16 protein-coding genes and 1 pseudogene are annotated in these 18,664 nt (G+C 50.4%); 10 read left to right on the forward strand and 7 right to left on the reverse strand.

The features are described from left to right. Positions 1 to 48 precede the first annotated feature (48 nt). The 5 genes and pseudogenes from JNUCC31_RS22775 to JNUCC31_RS22795 form a co-directional block, all read right to left on the reverse strand. Positions 49 to 579, reverse strand: a pseudogene (locus JNUCC31_RS22775) (GNAT family N-acetyltransferase); the annotation flags it as partial. Positions 580 to 754: 175 nt separating this feature from the next. Beyond that, entirely contained in the window at positions 755 to 1,165 is a 411-nt protein-coding gene (gene flgB / locus JNUCC31_RS22780; protein ID WP_192265025.1) for a flagellar basal body rod protein FlgB, read from the reverse strand. A 182-nt stretch (positions 1,166 to 1,347) separates the two neighbouring features. Then, entirely contained in the window at positions 1,348 to 2,163 is an 816-nt protein-coding gene (gene speD, locus JNUCC31_RS22785) for an adenosylmethionine decarboxylase (protein WP_192265026.1), read from the reverse strand. Between the two features lie 177 nt (positions 2,164 to 2,340). Beyond that, positions 2,341 to 2,919: an SLOG family protein gene (locus JNUCC31_RS22790; RefSeq protein WP_192273260.1), complete on the reverse strand. Its 579-nt coding sequence runs from the start codon at positions 2,917 to 2,919 to the stop codon at positions 2,341 to 2,343. A 113-nt stretch (positions 2,920 to 3,032) separates the two neighbouring features. After that, on the reverse strand, positions 3,033 to 4,160 hold the full coding sequence (locus JNUCC31_RS22795; protein ID WP_192265027.1) for an RluA family pseudouridine synthase: 1,128 nt from the start codon (positions 4,158 to 4,160) through the stop codon (positions 3,033 to 3,035). Between the two features lie 189 nt (positions 4,161 to 4,349). Between JNUCC31_RS22795 and JNUCC31_RS22800 the strand changes: the two genes are divergently transcribed. Then, on the forward strand, positions 4,350 to 4,757 hold the full coding sequence (locus JNUCC31_RS22800; protein ID WP_192265028.1) for a hypothetical protein: 408 nt from the start codon (positions 4,350 to 4,352) through the stop codon (positions 4,755 to 4,757). A gap of 217 nt (positions 4,758 to 4,974) precedes the next feature. Here the strand turns inward: JNUCC31_RS22800 and JNUCC31_RS22805 are convergent, their stop codons facing one another. Continuing rightward, positions 4,975 to 5,685: a GT-D fold domain-containing glycosyltransferase gene (locus JNUCC31_RS22805; protein ID WP_192265029.1), complete on the reverse strand. Its 711-nt coding sequence runs from the start codon at positions 5,683 to 5,685 to the stop codon at positions 4,975 to 4,977. Positions 5,686 to 6,038: 353 nt separating this feature from the next. On the opposite strand from JNUCC31_RS22805, the gene JNUCC31_RS22810 reads away from it, so the two are divergent. The 5 genes from JNUCC31_RS22810 (at position 6,039) to JNUCC31_RS22830 (ending at position 11,423) form a co-directional block, all read left to right on the forward strand. Continuing rightward, entirely contained in the window at positions 6,039 to 6,728 is a 690-nt protein-coding gene (locus JNUCC31_RS22810; protein WP_192265030.1) for a glycosyltransferase, read from the forward strand. 18 nt (positions 6,729 to 6,746) lie between these two features. Continuing rightward, the gene (locus JNUCC31_RS22815) at positions 6,747 to 7,736 is read left to right on the forward strand and encodes a polysaccharide biosynthesis protein (protein WP_192265031.1); all 990 of its coding nucleotides are present in this window, start codon (positions 6,747 to 6,749) and stop codon (positions 7,734 to 7,736) included. A gap of 25 nt (positions 7,737 to 7,761) precedes the next feature. Beyond that, positions 7,762 to 9,315, forward strand: a complete 1,554-nt coding sequence (locus tag JNUCC31_RS22820; protein WP_228469771.1) for a nucleotide sugar dehydrogenase — start codon at positions 7,762 to 7,764, stop codon at positions 9,313 to 9,315. Continuing rightward, entirely contained in the window at positions 9,302 to 10,048 is a 747-nt protein-coding gene (locus tag JNUCC31_RS22825) for a class I SAM-dependent methyltransferase (protein ID WP_192265032.1), read from the forward strand. The genes JNUCC31_RS22820 and JNUCC31_RS22825 overlap by 14 nt, the downstream gene beginning before the upstream one ends. A 247-nt stretch (positions 10,049 to 10,295) precedes the next feature. Further along, positions 10,296 to 11,423, forward strand: coding sequence for a glycosyltransferase family 2 protein (locus JNUCC31_RS22830; RefSeq protein ID WP_228469194.1), 1,128 nt, complete (start codon positions 10,296 to 10,298; stop codon positions 11,421 to 11,423). Between the two features lie 599 nt (positions 11,424 to 12,022). On the opposite strand, the gene JNUCC31_RS22835 is transcribed toward JNUCC31_RS22830, so the two are convergent. Next, positions 12,023 to 12,544 (reverse strand): DUF5412 family protein, encoded by a 522-nt coding sequence (locus tag JNUCC31_RS22835; RefSeq protein ID WP_192265033.1) that lies wholly within the window; start codon positions 12,542 to 12,544, stop codon positions 12,023 to 12,025. 330 nt (positions 12,545 to 12,874) lie between these two features. On the opposite strand from JNUCC31_RS22835, the gene JNUCC31_RS22840 reads away from it, so the two are divergent. From JNUCC31_RS22840 to JNUCC31_RS33870, 4 genes are all read left to right on the forward strand, one after another. Then, positions 12,875 to 13,753, forward strand: a complete 879-nt coding sequence (locus JNUCC31_RS22840) for an Rpn family recombination-promoting nuclease/putative transposase (RefSeq protein ID WP_192265034.1) — start codon at positions 12,875 to 12,877, stop codon at positions 13,751 to 13,753. A gap of 343 nt (positions 13,754 to 14,096) precedes the next feature. Beyond that, on the forward strand, positions 14,097 to 15,974 hold the full coding sequence (gene recQ, locus JNUCC31_RS22845; RefSeq protein ID WP_192265035.1) for a DNA helicase RecQ: 1,878 nt from the start codon (positions 14,097 to 14,099) through the stop codon (positions 15,972 to 15,974). Between the two features lie 488 nt (positions 15,975 to 16,462). Beyond that, the gene (locus JNUCC31_RS22850) at positions 16,463 to 18,499 is read left to right on the forward strand and encodes a B12-binding domain-containing radical SAM protein (protein ID WP_192265037.1); all 2,037 of its coding nucleotides are present in this window, start codon (positions 16,463 to 16,465) and stop codon (positions 18,497 to 18,499) included. Continuing rightward, the gene (locus JNUCC31_RS33870; protein WP_267132483.1) at positions 18,500 to 18,622 is read left to right on the forward strand and encodes a hypothetical protein; all 123 of its coding nucleotides are present in this window, start codon (positions 18,500 to 18,502) and stop codon (positions 18,620 to 18,622) included. Positions 18,623 to 18,664 lie beyond the last annotated feature (42 nt).

Consider the following 18,664-nt stretch of genomic DNA (forward strand, 5'->3'; position numbering starts at 1 on the left):
CATTGACCATTCTTCCGCTAGAATACTCATCGAGATCAGATCATAATGCGTGCCATCCCGCAGAACGGCAGAACGCTGGCGACCTTCCTCCCGAAATCCGGCTTTCAGATATGCGCGTCTCGCAGCCTCGTTGTATTCAATCACTTCCAGCGCAATCCGATTCAGATTCAATTCATGGAATCCATAACGAATAATCAGGGCAAGAGCATCACTTCCGTAGCCTTTACCACGATCTTTATCATCACCAATACCGATGGCAAGTCGCGCAGAGCGGTTATTCCATTCAATTCGGTAGAGGGCGGTGAATCCGATGAACTTATTGTCCTCCAGTGTACGCAGCGCAAATTCAAAACCGTTGTCTCTCCGAACTGCGGATGATCCCGTCTCATCCGGCGTTAGCGGCACAGCGATATCGGTATCGAGGTTACGTAAGTAATCATAACTGTCGGTGAATCGGGAAAGCCGCATACAGTCTTCCGGGCAAGGGGCCGCCAGCCGGACTTTGGAACCATGAAAAACATTTAAGTTACGTGGAGTCATGTTGCACCTCTTTATTCTATTCGATATGAAATCGATCATTTTATCCCATTATACTACGAAAGGGGGAGGATACCGAAAAAAGGACATAACCAGTGGAATTGATCCTCCTAATGAGGAAAAGAAAAGCGACGCTAAATACGGTTAATATAGATCATCTGAATATTTCCGAATATTAGACAAAACAAAAAGCAGCCATAGGCTGCTCTAACATCCATTATTTCAAATCCTGCAACAGGTTTTTCATTTTCTTGTAATGTCCGCTCACCCGATCAACCATGTAATTATATAATAGCTGGTTTTCCGAAAGATTCGCCATTTCCATATCAATGTCAACATTATTGCCATTATTGTTCATGGCCGTTTCATTGTTCTCGACAATCCGGTAGGGGACTACGGAAGAAGCAGGATTACTGACCGGAAAATGCTTCGGATGAGTCCGGTGCATGTCCAAATTCTCTGTTTTACCATTCTCAATGATACGTCTAAGCTCTTCCTCAAACTCCACCGATTTCTTTTTGTAATTGGGCGTGTCTGCATTGGCAATGTTTTCAGTGGTGACCTTGTGCTGCACGTTCAGCACTTGTAAGAGAGATTCGTTACGTCTGGAAGTGTTCGTTTCGATCACGGCTCAGTCTCCTTCACTGGAAATGCAATTGCTTTCATCATAAAAAAATAAGATGCAGTCTGTCAACTTAGGCAAAAGAAAAGGACAAGCGCACATGTCGGAGGTTTCCGTTAAGAAACTCTGCCTTCATGATCTCTTATCCTTGTTGCAGTTCCTGTGAATCGATCCTTATGAATCAGTCCTTATGAAGGACGACTTATATTTTTGCCATAATAAATCTCGTCCATCTCCAGCTTCAGCCACTCCGTAATTTCCTGCTGCTCGGCCTTGCTTAGCTTATCCTTGGTGTACCCAAACAGATAATTATCAAGATCGAATTCCCTCAGCTTGCATTTGGTATGGAAAATGTTCTCCTGATAGACGTTCACGTCAATCATGTCAAAGCTGCTCTTGACCTCATCCGGGATGTAATTCTGAATTGAGCCGATCTCATGATCAATGAACAGCTTGCGTCCGCTCGTGTCGCGTGTAAATCCACGAACCCGGTAATCCATTGTCATAATATCCGTATCAAACGAGTGAATCAGATAGTTCAGTGCCTTTAGTGGCGAGATTTCGCCGCAGGTCGACACGTCAATATCTGCCCGGAACGTACTGATGCCTTCGCTCGGATGGAATTCGGGATACGTATGGACGGTAATATGACTTTTATCGAGCTGCATGACGATATTATCGGGCAGGGGACCAGGCGATTCGTCAAAGGATTCCTCAGGAATTTCCACAATGGGCCCTTCCGAAACAAGCATCGTCACACTTGACCCTTGAGGCACATAATCCTGTTGAGCAACATTCAGGACGTGGGCCCCGATGATGTCGGACACATTTCTCAGAATTTTGCTCAGTCGGTCCGCATTATACTGTTCATCAATATATTCAATGTAAGCTTGGCGTTCATCTTTGGTTTTCGTATAACAGATATCGTACATATTGAAACTCAGCGACTTGGTCAGGTTGTTGAATCCGTGCAGCTGAATGCGCTGTTCTGGCGTTAATGTCATGGTTGCAGTTCCCCTTTGTCCCATACGACATGGTAATCGCAGTAATAATACTACTTATACCCAACCTGCTGCCAAAAAAAACATATGTATCAATTCATGTACGACTTCCCCGCTACAATAAAAGGGCATGGATGTGTACATCATCAGTACGTCATGCGAAAGTTGAACCGTCATCCCTCAGAATGAAGAATCTCCGTAATCCATTACATCGTTCATCCGTTCATCCTCGGCAACCGATTGGATATCCTCCGATGTGACGCTGATAATCGTGTAATCTTCGTTCAGCTGTTTTTTCACGGCTTTTTCCTTGATAAAACGGGGACTGCCTTCCCCGGCATCTTCATCATAGACGAGCAGAAGGCCATCGCTTTTGCGCAGCAGCAAGTCATCCCGCGCAGTGAATTGCCACGGGCCGATATACGGCTGGCGACTAATGGCCCCATAATAGTCTACACCTTGCAGGATGGAGCGGTAATACTCCTGTTTGTCTTCCTTCCATTGTTCCTCCGGGTTCTGAAAAGCGGTAATGATCGACAGCTTCAGATCCGGAAACGTCTCCTTCAGCTCAAGTACCACTTCGCAGGCCCAGAGGTCCACGCCGTATTGGCCTGGCGTCAGCACCCACTCCAGCCCGTCTTCAACCAGAGGCGTAAGACGGGAGGAGATGGCTTTTTTGATGAAAGGAATCCCCTCGTGTTTCTGTCCGAAAATCTGTAATTCATGTGCCCGGTAACCGGTAATCAGCAAGTTTTTCAGCAGTGGTTCCTCCTTTCAGGCATTCGGCCAGTTCTGGCACCGAGGCTTGTCCTGTCCAGAATGGCTATAATCGCTGAGTTAGCGATGCCCGGTAGCTGAATCATCCTGTTCGTTCACTGGGGAGCATCTGCGCGGAACGGATACAGGAACTGCTTCGGAATATCCGTCTCAAATCTCATCAGTTCACCTGTCGTTGGATGGATGAACGAAAGTACACGTGCATGCAGTCCGAGGCGTCCCAGTGTTTTGGTGCGAGCACCATACTTCTTGTCTCCTGCGATGGGATGGCCCAGATCTTCCATATGCACACGAATCTGGTTTTTGCGTCCCGTTTCCAGACGGACTTCCAGCAGGGAGAACTCACGGTTCGACTGCAGGCGCTTGTAGTGTGTAATCGCGTGCTGTCCATCATTCGGGCGAGAACTGGAATACATCTTCAGTGTTTTGGTTTCTTTCAGCCAGGAGGAGATGGTACCCTCTTCCTTCGCTACTGCACCTTCCACAAGGGCAACATACACACGTTCTTGTACGTTCTCTTTCCAGTTGTCCTGCAGCTTTTGCTGCACTTCTTCGCTCTTGGCGAACATCATGACACCCGAAGTGTCACGGTCCAGGCGATGGACAATAAATATCCGGTTCAGCGCGTTGGTACGGCGAACATGCTCGGTCAGCTGGCGATAAGCGGTAAGGTCATCACTTTTGTCAGCGGCAATGGATAGCAGTCCGGCTTCCTTGCGAATGACAATGATATCATCGTCTTCATGCAAAATGTTAATCCCCGTCAAGGAAGGAGCGGCAACGGCGCCTTCTTTGCTGATCGTTACAATCTGTCCTGGCGTCAGCTCCAGATTAAACTTGGTAACCACCTTCTGATCGACGGATACCTGCCCGCGACCGAGAATGGATTTGACCGCATTCCTTCCGGACTTCAGATGTTTCAGCAAGAAGTTGAGCAGCTCATCCGGTTCGGTTACTTTGTACGGGCGCGGTGGTTCTTGCTTACGATAATAGGAATTACCCGAGCGTTTGGCTGCTTTGGGTTTGGAAGCTCCGGATTTCTTGGGTCCGGCCGAGGTTTTGGCGGCTACTGGCTTCTTCGCCGTTCCTGTATTGCGTGATGCGGAAGGTCCTGATGATTTGGCGGAAGTAAAAGTGGACCGCCCGGACCGCGCTGTGGATGAACCTGTAGATGCTTTCCCCTTGGCCGATGTATTGCCTGTGGGGCGTTTGCGTTTATTCATAAATAGTGATCTCCTTCTGAACAGCCTGTACCGCTTGTGTGCATACGATCCGTTCATTTCGTTATGCAGTTCAATATACCATTAACCGGGGGCAAATAAAAATAGGTGGATGGAATCTGTTACCCATCCAGTCCAAAGAGAGCCGAGATTCATAGAATAGCGTATCCCATAGCATTGGAGGTGTTACTCATGGGTGTGTTCCTCGATATGAGATCTTCGATGAATTCGGGAACCGTAGGACAACCCGGTTTGTCTCTGGGTCCATCCCCGGAATTGTTTGGCTCCATTGGTCTGCAGACCCTTGGTGTTCCGAATCCAATTATCGCCTTAAATGGCACGGTTGGTGTGACCGGAGAACTGGGAGATACATTTGTTGTTGAGCTTGTACGGGGTAGCGTTTACGATCCGTTCTTTGTCATCTATCGCGCGGAAGGTACGGTAGGTCAGACCGGTGGGGCTGAATTTCATTCGTTCACTGCACAGGATCTGTCCGCACCACCTGCGCTGGAAAGTGTGTATTCTTCGTTTATTTCCGGCGTGTCCACATCGGTACGGACTGGACCTGAGATGTTCTATGGTATTGCATCCTCTAGGTAGTTTCTATGAACAGAAGGTTCAACAGGAAGAGTATTATCGTATGGCATCTTATGATGAGCGAAGCTTGCTAATCCTGCCATAAGCCGTCCTAAAAGGATGAGGCATCAATCTTGTTGGCGCTAACAAGACTCATGTCTTGCCGAAAAAAAGAAACACAAAATAATCCCGGCTGCAAGGAGTCCGGGATTATTTTGTGTTTAAGCAGTTCATTTTACCCTTAGTTGGCGCGTCCTTTCAAAATGATGTTGTTGGCTTTGCCAAAGTCGATGGCGACTTTGCCCGCGAGTGCCGCTGTGCGCTCGGCAAGTACAACTGCGTTCACTCCACAGGAGAAGAGAGCTACATCGAAGGTATCCCGATTTGTCTGAATCCATTGCAGTGTTTCTTCCATCTGGTCCCAGCTGTCGAAGGGCAAGGCGGCTGTAATATCCAGATGGTACGGTTCCTGAACAAGCACGGCTCGCAACGGCTCAATCTCCCGGGTAACGAGCAGCACCCGCTTGCCTGCAAGCATATTCCAGAAACGGGGCATTTGCGCGAGTTCCCGATTGATACAGGCATGGCAAGTCAGTGCCGGAGAGATCCCGAAATGCGCGAACACGATGTCGGTCAGTTGTCTTTTGAGATGCTCCGGGGCTTTGATCGTACTGTCCCCGTGAGGAAGAACGCCTACGATATCTGCCCGTTGCAAGGAAGCGGCGACCTCATCCCGAAGCTGCAGGTTGGGTAGGCGAAGTCCCTTTTGTCCCAGATTGGCCTTGATGGCCCAACGCTCCTTCAGAACCTGTTCCGTGGTCCAGACCGTTTCCTGGGACATGACGATATTCTCCCCATCGCCCACACGAACCAGAGAGAAGGGACGCTTCTCCTTCACCGCGGTTTCAAGTTGATCCAGCACACCATCCATTTCAAGATAGATTGAATTCATTGTGGTATAAGGCCCCCTTTGAAAATTCAATTGCTCTATTCTATGTTGCGGCTTCGGTAACGTATTGTGTGTTCAACCCGGAGGGCTCATCTTTGGTTGTATTTCAATCTACTGCCGGGACCGACAAGTGATGGTCGGCTTATGTAAAAGCTGATTTGTGGAGGAACCCGTGCAAATGTCCGGACCGATTCTATTATTTTTTCATACGTTATAGAGTCAGCTGGATTGAAGAGAGCTTCTGTATAGCAGTCTCGGGCAGACGGAGGCATTTTTTGTGTGGAAAGGGCTGTAAAGACTATGAAAACAGTCTGACTGAATTGAAAGAAGACCACAGAAGAATGAGGAGGAAGGGTATGTCCAGAAAAGTGGTTATTGAAATTAACTTCAACAATTACGGAATGGACCCTCAGCGGTTGACAAGAGATTGGCTGGAGCGGCGAATGAGCATTTTCCGTACATTCACCCTTCATTGCCTTAAGGCGCAGACGAATCAGGATTTCCTGACGGTGGTGAAGCTGTCCAAGGAATCGGGGGAGTTGATGCAGGAGATTTTGGCTGAACAGGAGCCGCTGCCTGCCAATATTCGTTTTGGAACAAATATCGAAAGTGTGCGTGCCATTCTGGCTTTTGCTAAGGGAGCAGAGGATATCTATATAGCCCGACTGGATTCGGATGATCTATATCACAAGACGTTTGTTCAGCAGCTCTATGATGTGCAGCCACAGCCCGGAACGATGGCACTCATCAACCAGAATGGATACCTGTGGGACAGCTTGAATCATGAAATGGCTCCAGCGTTTCACCGTTCCCCGCAATTCTATGTCTACCTATATAAAACGGCTGAGTACGCTGCGGGATACCGGGTGAAGCTGCCAGGCAGGGGAACACATGGCAATGTCATCGATCTGCCGCACGAGCTGCTGGTTCCGCGCAATTACGTGAATGTTGTGCATTCCAACAATACGTCTGTCAAAAAAGTACCGCCCAAAGATCGATTGAGCCGGGAAGAGATGGCTGCGGTACTACGAGAATTCATGATCTGAACAGGGAGGGATTCACCTATGATTCAAGGACAAACGATTCTAATTACCGGAGGAACAGGATCCTGGGGACAAAAACTGACGGAGGTACTGCTGGAACAAAATCCGGGCGAGATTCGGATTCTTTCGCGTAATGAGTACGCCCAGATTGCGATGCAGCGCGATTTCGGTCATGATGCACGATTGCGTTTTGTCATTGGAGACATTCGTGATTATCGGGCGGTGGAGGAAGCCTGTCGCGGGGTGGATGTTCTCTTTCATCTGGCTGCACTGAAACACGTTCCGGTATGCGAGGATCAGCCGGATGAAGCGTTCAAGACCAACGTCATTGGGACGCAGAACATCATTCGCGCAGCCATTCGCATGCAGGTGGCGAAAGTCATTGACGTATCCACCGACAAGGCGGTAGATCCGATTAACGTATACGGCATGACCAAGGCTTTGGGGGAAAAGATGATGATTCGTGCCAATGGGCTGAGCGAGTCGACCCGATTTGTCTGTATTCGCGGGGGCAATGTGCTCGGAACCAGCGGCAGTGTTGTTCCATTGTTCCGCCGTCAGATTGATGAAGGCAAGAGCCTGACTATTACGGACAAAGGCATGACCCGCTTTTTCCTGACGCGTACGGAGGCGATTCATCTGTTGCTGAAGGCAGCTGAGGCTGCGGTGGGCGGAGAGACATTTGTCATGAAAATGAAGGCTTGCAAGATGACCGATCTGGCTTCGGTAATGCTGGAGCAGGCAGGTCGGCCAGCTCACGATTATAAAGTCACCGGGATTCGTCCGGGCGAAAAATTGCATGAAGTACTCATTTCCCCATTCGAAGCACCACGTACCTACAAGTTTGATGAACAATATTATGTGATTTTGCCACAGGAACCGGACAAGCGCCTGACAGATTCATACAGCGGCCTGTCTCGTGTGGCCTTTTCCGAGTATCGTTCAGACAGCGCGATGATGAATCGTTCCGCGATTGCCCAATTTTTACGTGCAGGCGGCTATATCCATTAATAGAAGGGAGGCGGACCGTTTGGAGGTGGAAGGAATGGAAGAGAGCAGCAAGAATGACGAAGTTACGAAGATCAATCAGGAAAGTGCCACACTTCAAAAAATAAACAACCGCTCCCTCAAAGCCGCCGTTATTGGTCTCGGGTATGTCGGGTTGCCGATGGCAGTGGAGATGGCCCAGGCTGGGTATCAGGTGCAAGGGATTGATATCGATGTGGCGAAGGTGGCTAAGCTGCGTGCAGGAAAATCGTATGTGATCGGCATTGAGGATAAGGTGGTGCAATCTCTTGCTCAGGCCGGGTTGTTCATGGCTGGGACGGATTACGCGGCAGTGGCACAGGCCGATGTCATTGTCATCTGTGTGCCTACACCTTTGACCGTAGAGCATCAGCCGGACATTTCATTTATCGCTGCAGCGGTGGATGGCATAACGCCTTATCTTCGGGAGGACTGCCTTGTCATATTGGAGAGTACTACGTATCCCGGCACCACCGAGGAGCGCGTAAAGCAGCCGATTGAGGATGCGAAAGGGTGGAAAGTAGGGCAGCAGTTCCATGTCTGTTATTCTCCAGAACGGGTAGACCCCGGAAGTGTGCATTATGGCGTGAAAAATACACCGAAGATCATTGGCGGCTCCACGCCAGCCTGTCTGTCCTATGGAAAAGCATTCTATGGCTCGTTCCTGAACGAAATCGTTCCCGTTAGTTCAACGACGGTGGCCGAGACGGCAAAACTGTTCGAAAATACATTTCGCAGCGTGAATATCGCGCTTGTGAACGAACTTACACCCGCCTGTGAGCAAATGGGTGTGAACATCTGGGAGGTGCTGGACGCGGCGGCGACCAAGCCCTTTGGTTATATGCCGTTCTATCCGGGTCCGGGCATTGGAGGACATTGCATTCCAATTGACCCGATCTATCTGTCCTGGGCCGCAGGCCGTCAGGGATCGGAGCTGCAATTCATTACGCTTGCGGATACGACCAATCGGCAAATGCCGGAAAGAGTGGTGAAGCGTGCCGCTGAGCTGCTTGAACAGAATGGCTCTACGATGCAGGGAGCCCGAATTGTACTGGCAGGTATGGCGTACAAAAAAGATATCGACGATCTGCGTGAATCTCCAGCACTGGATGTCTTTAGGTTACTTAGTGAAGCAGGTGCAGACGTTTGCTTCACCGACCCGATGGTGCCTGTGTTCCGCAAGGAGGATGGCACGGTTATCCAGGCTCAACCAGCCTCACCCGAATTATGGGCAGGAGCTGATCTGGTCATGATTACGACGGATCATACAGGCTTCGATTATCAGGAGATGGTGGATCATGCCAAGCTCATCTTCGACACACGCAATGCGACAGCCGGATGTGTCGGTGGTAATATCGTAGTGCTTGGACAGCCGATCCGGTCGGATGTAAACGTGATGCAAAACGTGAAGGAAGTACATGAAATGCAAGTTCACAAAAACATGCGAGTCGATCAGACGGTGGCTGGGGATAAGCAGGAACTGACAGATTATATTGAGGCGGACCGTGAACCTCACCTCAAACACTCGCACGAAGATTCTGGAGGCAGCCATGGCGAATCATGATCGGGTAAACGAACGTTATTATGGCGAGATTAATTCGGAAGAATCACATGAGGCCACACGTACCCGTATTCACTGGATGTGCAGGGAAGCAACTGGCAAGCGGATTCTGGATGTTGGGTGCAGCCAGGGCGTCACCTCCATTTTGCTGGCACGGGAAGGATTTCGGGTGACCGGCATCGATTTGGAAGAAGAGAGCATACAATACGCGCGGGAGGAACTGGCGAAGGAGTCCAGACCCGTTCGGAATAATGTGGATTTTCGTCTGCTGGATATTACGCAATGGAAAACGAGAACGACCTTTGATACCGTACTGCTGGGCGAAGTGCTGGAGCATTTTGCCCATCCGGAGACGTTATTGCTGCAGATTCACAGACTGCTGTATGAGGAGGGAACACTGGTTGTGACCGTACCATATGGCTATCATCCCTTTTACGATCACAAGCAGACGTTCTATGCCGGGAATCTGGCAATGTGTCTGATGCCGTATTTTGAAGTATTGAAGCTGGAAGTTCATCATAAATATCTATGTTGCGTGGCACGCAAGAGACGGAAAACGCAGCTGCATATGTCACCAACCCTGAACCAACTGACGGAATGGATGGAGCTGGATCACTTACATTTTGCCGCCGTGGAGAAGAATCACCTTCGCCTGATGAACCAACGCAAGAAAGCGCTGGACAATGCGGTGGAACAGGTTAAACGTCTGCGCCGTCAGGAGAACGGAGAAGGGTAACGGTAACGGGGAAGCATAACAGATGGTAGCTGGATGAAGTTGAAACATGAGGGTGATGGTCAGGGTGAGACAAGGAAGGGAGGAAGACAGGAAGACAAACAGGCAATAGTATGCAAGAAGGCTAGAAGGCTAGAAGGCAAGTAGGCAAGTAGGCAAGTAAGCAAGAAGGCAAGTAGAAAAGAGAAAAGAGAAGCATGTCAGTAACGCAGATGTAGCAATACGTGTATGACAGGAAGGGGCCGAAAACGTGATCACCATCAGTCTGTGCATGATTGTGAAGAACGAGCAATGCACGCTTGCGCGCTGTCTCGACTCGGTCGCTGGCATCGCTGACGAAATCGTTATTGTAGATACGGGGTCTTCCGACCGTACGATGGAGATCGCCGTGCAGTATACCGACCGGGTCTACACGTATGAGTGGAAGGATGATTTTGCCGCCGCGAGGAATTATTCATTCGACCATGCCACGCAGGAGTATATTTTGTGGCTGGATGCGGATGATGTGCTGCTTCCTGCTGATCGGGCGAAGCTGGAGATGCTGAAGCAGCAGCTGCCGTCCGGGGGGGAGACGGCAGCTGTGATCTTGAGCTATACGCTGGCCGAGGGGCCGGAGGGAAGTCCGCTCGTGACGGACCGCCGGTTGCGCCTCGTCAAGCGTAATGCGGGATGCCGCTGGCATGGCCGGCTGCACGAGCAGCTTGCTTTCCCGCCGGGCGGGGTCATTACGGCAGACATTGCCGTTACGCACCGCCGCGAAGCGGGCCATCATTCGGCGCGAAACGTGCGCATCCTGCGCAAATGGATCGCCGAAGAGGGCGCAGCCCAGGGACGCCTGCTGTTCTATTATGCAGGCGAATGTTATGACCGCCAGCGTTATGCGGCGGCGGTTCGGGCGTATGCGAAGCTGCTGCTGGAGCCGACCGGCTATCGCGAGGATCGGCTCATTGCCTGCGCGCGGCTGGCGGAATGTTATGAGCGGCTTGGCGAGCCGGGCCGCAAGCTTGGGGCGCTGCTGCAGTCGTTCCAGTACGACCTGCCGCATGCTGACTTCTGCTGCTCGATAGCTGCCTGCTTCCAGGATCGGCAGGATTGGATGGCGGCCATCTATTGGTACATGCAGGCACTGGACGTGAGCAGCCGGGATACCGGGCTGCGTCCAGTGCCTGTGGCATGCCGCACATGGCTGCCGCATGCCCGACTCTCGATCTGTTATGCCCAGATGGGCTACTGGGAACGGGCGCTTCTGCATAACGGGAAGGCCCGTGAGTTCCTGCCGAACGATCCCGGCCTGCTCGCCAATCGGCAGAAGATTGAAGAGGTGTTGAGTACGGGGATGGAAAACCGCGAAGAGCGTGGGGATGCCCCACCTCGCTAGTAGGCGAAAGCAGTGGGAAAGAGGAAATAAATATAGATATAGAGACAACACTCGGAGTTTTAAAAAGAGGCAGCTAGCATATCTTCAAACCTGGGTCTGAACACTGGAGCCGACCTGACGTATCTGGAGCAGGCGAGTGAGCAGAAGGTGGAGCGCTAACGAACATGAGACGTCTTATTCAGGGGTTTGAAGCACCAGCAGCAGGCTAAGGAACCTGACACACGTTATATGGGTAATTTAGGCATATTTGCAGCTTTTTTAATGTGATATTAGGGAATAACGTGTCTGGTGTTCCTTACAATTGAAAAAGACGGCTTCAGGCCCAAATAAGACGTCCTAGGTTCCTTAGAATAAGGGCATGCATGCTCCGCCTTTTGATCCCTCTTATCTCCTTCTATGGTGGAGTGCTATTTTTCATAAAATAAAAAGATCGTAGTTTGGCGTAGTCTGGCCAGTGAAAAGTGTTTACTACTTGGGCATTGAGGTAAAAGAAGCACCATGAACCCCTAAATTGTCAGTAGATGTGAAGTAATATAGGAAACAAGGGAATCCCCGCGTACCACGAGAATTGGCAAGCGGGGATTCTTATGGTTGCTGTTCTACTTTTCGGGTGACAGGCACCGCACGTACTGGTCCTTCATGCGCAGGCTTTGGCATGCCCAGCCCCAACTGTCATAGATTTCATCATCGATGTTTAGCGTAATGCTATCATCGCTGTACTCGTTCCGATTCTCGATCCGGAGCGTTTTTTCATTTTCCCATTCAAGGTGGTTGGCCCCGTGGTGTTCGGCTCGATATATGGTCTTTACTGTGAACACGTCCGGGGCAATGATCTTCTTCACATCCACCCAGATTGTGACTCCACCAGCTGCACCTCCGTAAGGCACCCCGTACATCTCGGCGACATACTCTCCATTCGGCGATGGCATCGTGTAGGCGAGTTCCCCTTGTTCGGAACGATCAAACGTGGAGTAGTAAGGGCGAAGCATGAAATACAGGAATACGGTGGCAAACAGGGCCAGAATCAATAACGTAAATGCGGTGAATATCGGATGTCGACGTATCCATGATTTTGGTGGTGAGATGTTTGAAGAGTCACTAGCCTGTGCATGTTGTTCCATACTAAAACGGGCCTCCTTTAAAGGCAGTGGGTTCGAACGAGATGTGGAAAATGGATATGTAGGTATGTAAATGTCTTTCTGTAAGTTATTCGTTAATCGATGGTAACACAATATGGGTATTGATTAATAACAAATAAGTTAAAATAGTCCTTAATTAATAGAAGATAAAGTTAGAGGGAGGACAAGGACTTTGTTAACAAACTCAGGTATTGAAGAAGCCGCATGAATGAGTAATTTGATGTGGAATGTTTAACTTACATAAAGGTGGTTGATGCTGCAATTAAGCACGCCAAGCATGGTATAATAGAAAGAAACGGAGTTGATGGTCAGATGTCTGATTTACTCGATCCTCGGAACGATTTTGTTTTCAAGCGTATTTTTGGCAGTGAAGAAAATAAAGATGTACTGCTGGTGTTCTTGAACCGAACGTTTGCAGAATCGGGGGAACAGCCGCTGACGGAGATTGTACTCCTTAATCCGTATACCGATAAAGATGCTCCGCTGGATAAACAGTCCATATTTGATATTTGGGCGAAAACAGCTGAAGGTAAATTGATAAACATTGAAATGCAGTTATTTAATAAATATGACATCGAAAAGCGTACCCTATACTACTGGAGTAAGCGTTATTCGAGCCAGCTGCAGGAAGGTCAAACATACAAGGAATTGAAAAAGTGCGTTACCATTAATATTTTAAATTACTCGTTTATCGCGAACGAGCGTTATCATAATGTGTTTCATCTGAGGGAAGACCACACCGGACTCGAACTGAGTGATGATCTTGAAGTGCATTTCATGGAGCTGTCCAAACTGGACGATCAATCCGTTCCGATGGAAGGTGGGCTGATCAACTGGCTTTTGTTTCTGAAAGGTGCGGATAAATCCAATTGGGAGGTGTTGCAAATGAATGAACCTACTTTGAAGAAGGCAATGGATACGCTGGAGTTCTTGAGTCAGGATCAGGAAGCACGTCGTTTGTATGAAGAGCGTCAGAAGTATTTGCATGATGAAGCTTCCATGATTGAGTGGGCTACGGAAAAGGGAATAGCTCAAGGAATAGCCAAGGGAATAGAAAAGGGATTAGTAGAAGGGGAAAAAAGAAAGGCGATTGAGATTGCAAAAAACATGTTATCATTTGGCATCGAAGTTTCAGTCATTGCCAAAACGAGTGGTCTAACTGAATCTGAAGTTGAGGCGTTGAAAGACTAGCAAATGCACGCTAAATCCAAACAATCGTATTGTTCCTAAAAGGGCAGGCGGTTGTTTTTTTTATTTTACTAGAATGTTCGATCACACCTGATTCTTCTTGCAATCTATCCGATAGCGAAGGGGATACCGCTGTTACACATCTGCCAAAGAGCATTTTACATTAAAACGCGGTTGCTCATTCCGGTCTGGGCCGTTAAACTAAAGGGAGCGGCGTTTGCTTGACGGACAAGTCATGAGAACGCCATTTTGTTGTCAAGGATGCGGCTTATGCCGCTTTCGGATGTCAGAATCGGATCGGACCAAGCTGGTGGAAGAACACCGGTGATAAGTAAGGAGTCTTTACATGAGTGTGCAAACACCTACATTAGAAGAAGCGCAGGGTCTCCTGCAAAAATATTATGGCTACCCCGACTTCCGTGAGGGACAGAAAAAGATCGTAGCCAGCCTGCTCGAACGTGAAGATACGCTGGGCATTATGCCAACCGGGGGCGGAAAGTCGATCTGTTATCAGATCCCCGCTCTGTTATATTCAGGGCTGACACTTGTCGTCTCCCCGTTGATCTCATTAATGAAGGACCAGGTCGATGCGTTGACGACCGCGGGGATTGCTGCCGCTTATATTAATAGTACGTTAAGCGGCAAAGAAGTGAATGAGCGCATCCGCGCGGCGCAGCGCGGTGAGCTGAAGCTGCTCTATGTCGCGCCTGAGCGACTGGAGCTGGATTGGTTCCGCGAGGAGATGGGCTATTTGCCAATCTCGTGCGTTGCCGTGGATGAGGCCCACTGTGTGTCACAGTGGGGACATGATTTTCGGACAAGCTACCTTGCGGTAGCGCCGTTTGTGGACAGTTTGCCGGAGCGGCCGGTGGTGGCCGCCTTTACGGCTACAGCGACGCCCGAGGTCATGGGCGATATTCTGCGGCTGCTGCGTTTGCAGGACCCGCAGACGTATGTGACCGGACTTGGGCGGGATAATCTGGCGTTCAGCGTGCTGCGCGGCGAGAGCAAGAAGGACTTTGTCCTGAATTACGCGCGCGAGCATGCCAGCGAACCGGGGATTGTATATGCCGCGACCCGCAAGGACGTGGACGATCTGCATCAGCGTTTATTGCAGGCAGGCTTGCCAGCAGGACGCTATCATGCCGGGATGACGGACGATGAACGGGCCCAGAGCCAGGAAGCTTTTTTGTACGATGACATCAGGGTGATGGTGGCGACAAATGCGTTCGGGATGGGAATCGATAAATCCAACGTCCGTTACGTTATTCATAACAGCATGCCGAAGAACATGGAGGCCTATGTGCAGGAAGCCGGGCGTGCAGGACGGGACGGAGAGCCGAGCCAGTGCATTTTGTTATTTGGGGCACAGGACATTATTACTCAAAAGTTCCTGATTGAGCAGAACCCGATGGAGGGCGACCGCAAACAGAACGATTACCGGAAGCTGCAGCAGATGGTCGATTACTGTTACACGACCCGCTGCCTGCGCAGTGCACAGCTGGATTATTTCGGTGAGGTACATGAGGACAAGCCGTGTGGCATTTGCAGTTCCTGTACAGACGACCGCGAGCTGGTGGATATGACGATTGATGCACAGAAAATATTCAGCTGCATTCACCGCATGCGTGAACGGTATGGTGTTTCGTTGGTCGCTTCGGTGCTCAAAGGCTCCCGTGCCAAAAAAGTGCTCGATTACGGCTTCAACTCCCTGCCAACCTATGGCGTAATGGGCAACCGTACGGAACGTGAGATCGCGGAGATCATCAACGTCATGGTATCGGAAGGATATCTGATGCTGTCTGAGGGACAGTATCCGGTCGTTCGTTTGCAGCCATTGGCAGTGGAAGTGCTGAAGGGTCAACGTGAAGTGATGCAGCGTGTGGTCCGCAAAACGGCAGCGACGGCTTCGGGTACAAACTACGGCGGACGTCGTGGACGCGATGCGATGCCATCTGCGGTTAACGAGACGGTATTTGAACAGCTTCGTCTGATTCGGCGTGATCTGGCGGCGAAAGAGCATGTGCCGTCGTACATTATTTTCAATGACGCGACCTTGCGCGAGATGAGTGTGGTATGTCCACAGACAGAACGTGACATGCTGAATATCAAAGGGGTCGGTGAAGTCAAGTACCGAAAGTACGGACTGCCGTTCCTGGAGTTTTTCCAGAAGCAAACGGGCGAAGACGTGGATACGGATGATGATGCTTTTTACGAGTATTAGTAAGAAGTAAGTAGCGGGTTGTACCTTTGCATTGTGTGTGGAATGCCCCTGAATGATGGACGTGGACATTGACATTGACATGGATCGTTCGTCTCTCTGTGGTGGACAAAAGGGGCTACGTTGTCTTTCAAAAGGTGGACATTGGCGGTGGAAATGGTGAGCAGTTACGGATACTGCATGTAGTTTGACGACGTGCAATTTATGCTACATGTAGTGATTTGGGTGCGGCGGGGAATATATGTCTTTTTGAAAGGTGTGTCCACTCTTTGAAAGACAAAAGTGGGATATGTCCATCATGCGTGGAATGTCTAGCTTTAGACTCAGGTAGTGGCATGTGGAAGTTATCGCTATAGTTATAGGTGCAGGTGTAGGCATGGCTCGGAGCAAGAGTTAAGGTTTGCATGAACAGCATCCGGGGCAGGATGGCTGTGGAGTTTTACTTTTACCCCAAAAATATGGTCTGGGTGTCCAGGCAAAGGTTGTGAACCATGAAGGTTATTCTTTCTACTTTAAATGCAAAGTACATCCATACCTCCTTGGCCTTGCGGTGTTTGAAGGCGTACAGTGAGAAGGATTTTGATATTGAACTGGCGGAGTATACGATTAAGGACCCGGTCATGAATATTGTGTCGGATCTGTACCAGCGCGGCGCTGACGTGATCGGGTTCTCGTGTTACATCTGGAACATCGAAGAGACGATCAAGGTGATTGATAATTTGAAAAAGGTTATGCCTGACGTGAAAATTTTGCTGGGCGGGCCGGAAGTGTCCTATGACACGGAATATTGGATGAACCGGATTCCGAATGTCGATTTCATCGTGATGGGTGAAGGAGAAGAGACGCTGCATCAGCTGTTGACGGAGCTGGAGGGGGACAAAAAGTTTCATTTTGTGTATGGACTGGCGTATCGCAAAGGGGAAGAGGTCATTCTCATGCCAGGACGGCCGAAGGCGGATCTGAACGATCTGCCGTCTCCGCACCGATTTGAAGAGGATATCCCGGATCTCGGGAAACGGGTTGTATATTTTGAAACTAGCCGGGGCTGTCCGTTCAGTTGTCAGTTCTGTCTGTCCAGTATTGAGGTCGGCGTGCGATATTACGATATTGAGCGGACGAAGTCGGACATTCTGTACCTGATCGAGAAGGGTGCGAAGCTGATTAAGTTCGTGGACCGGACGTTCAACATCAAGCGGGATTATGCGCTCGAAATGTTCAAGTTCCTGATCGAGAATCATCAGGGGACGGTGTTCCAGTTTGAAATTACGGCTGACATCATGCGCCCTGAGGTACTCGATTATCTGGCAGAGAATGCGCCACCGGGTACATTCCGGTTCGAAATTGGGGTGCAGTCCACGAATGATCCGACGAATGAACTGGTGAAACGCCGCCAGAACTTTACCAAACTGAGCCGTACCGTGAACAAGGTCAAAGCCAGCGGTAAAATCGACCAGCATCTGGATCTCATCGCCGGACTTCCAGAGGAAGATTACAATACGTTCCGCAAGACGTTTAATGATGTGTTTGCTTTGGGTCCGGAAGAGCTTCAGCTCGGATTCCTCAAAATGCTGCGCGGTACCGGTCTGCGTATGGATGCGGAGAAATACAACTATACGTACATGGATCACGCGCCGTATGAGATTCTGGGCAGTGACGTGCTGCCGTTCAGCGACATCGTGCGCTTGAAGCGACTGGAAGATGTACTGGAGAAATATTGGAACGCACATCGAATGGACCATACGCTGAAGTATCTGATGGAGCAAGAGTTCGATTCGCCATTTGATTTCTTCCAGGCGTTCGGGGATTACTGGGAGGGTCAGGGCTGGCAGAAGATCGGTCACCAACTGGAGGATCTGTTCACCCGTCTGCATAGCTTCCTGGAGTCGCGGAACACGCCGCATATGGATATCGTGCTTGGTCTGATGAAGCTCGATTATTTCCTCGGTCACAAATACAAACCACGCAAAATCTGGTGGGAAGATCCGCTCCAGAAAGACCAGTGGGCGGGTTATATGAAAACACTGGCCGAACGTCCGGAAGACGTTCGCCTGCCACGCATTGCCGGTGCCACAGGCACGGCATGGCTGGAAAGCAGCGGCACGAGTGTGAGTGCCGCTGCTGGAAGTTCGGCTGCTGCCGGGGAAGACGCTGCCGCGGATGCGGCGGGTGTGATTGGCAGCGATGGCGCAGCGTCGCTCCCTGCGGGCGACGCAACAGGGTCCGCCGCGGATGGAGCGGCGGACGGGGTGGACGGCAACGCTTCGCGTGCGTTGCCGATGACCTCGGCCATGACCGCACAGACGGTCATGGGTGCCCGTGCTTTCGCCGATCTGGGACTCGGCGAAAAGGAACTGCAGAAGCACACCGTATTGGATGTGCTTCCATTCCGGCTTGAGCGTGTGCTTGCTGGCGCCAGCCCGCTTGCCGCGAAAGGCCGGACGCTGCTGGTCGTGGTATACCAGCAGCATGAAGGGCAGCAGGCGCAGTATTACACGCTGCCGCTGGGAGAAGAAGCCGCTGCCATGTAGGTGCAGCGGCATTGGGGAGCTGCATGGCCGATGGCTGCATGCAGCGGGGGAAGCACCATGGCTTTGCCGTTCTGGTGCTACAACGGTGAGCACCGCGGTTATGGACGCGGTGCAATCCCGTGAGGTGCTGCCCGATTGGGCGCAGCACCTTACCCTTACGCGGCT

This window comes from Paenibacillus sp. JNUCC-31 (genome assembly GCF_014844075.1).
Lineage (GTDB): Bacteria > Bacillota > Bacilli > Paenibacillales > Paenibacillaceae > Paenibacillus.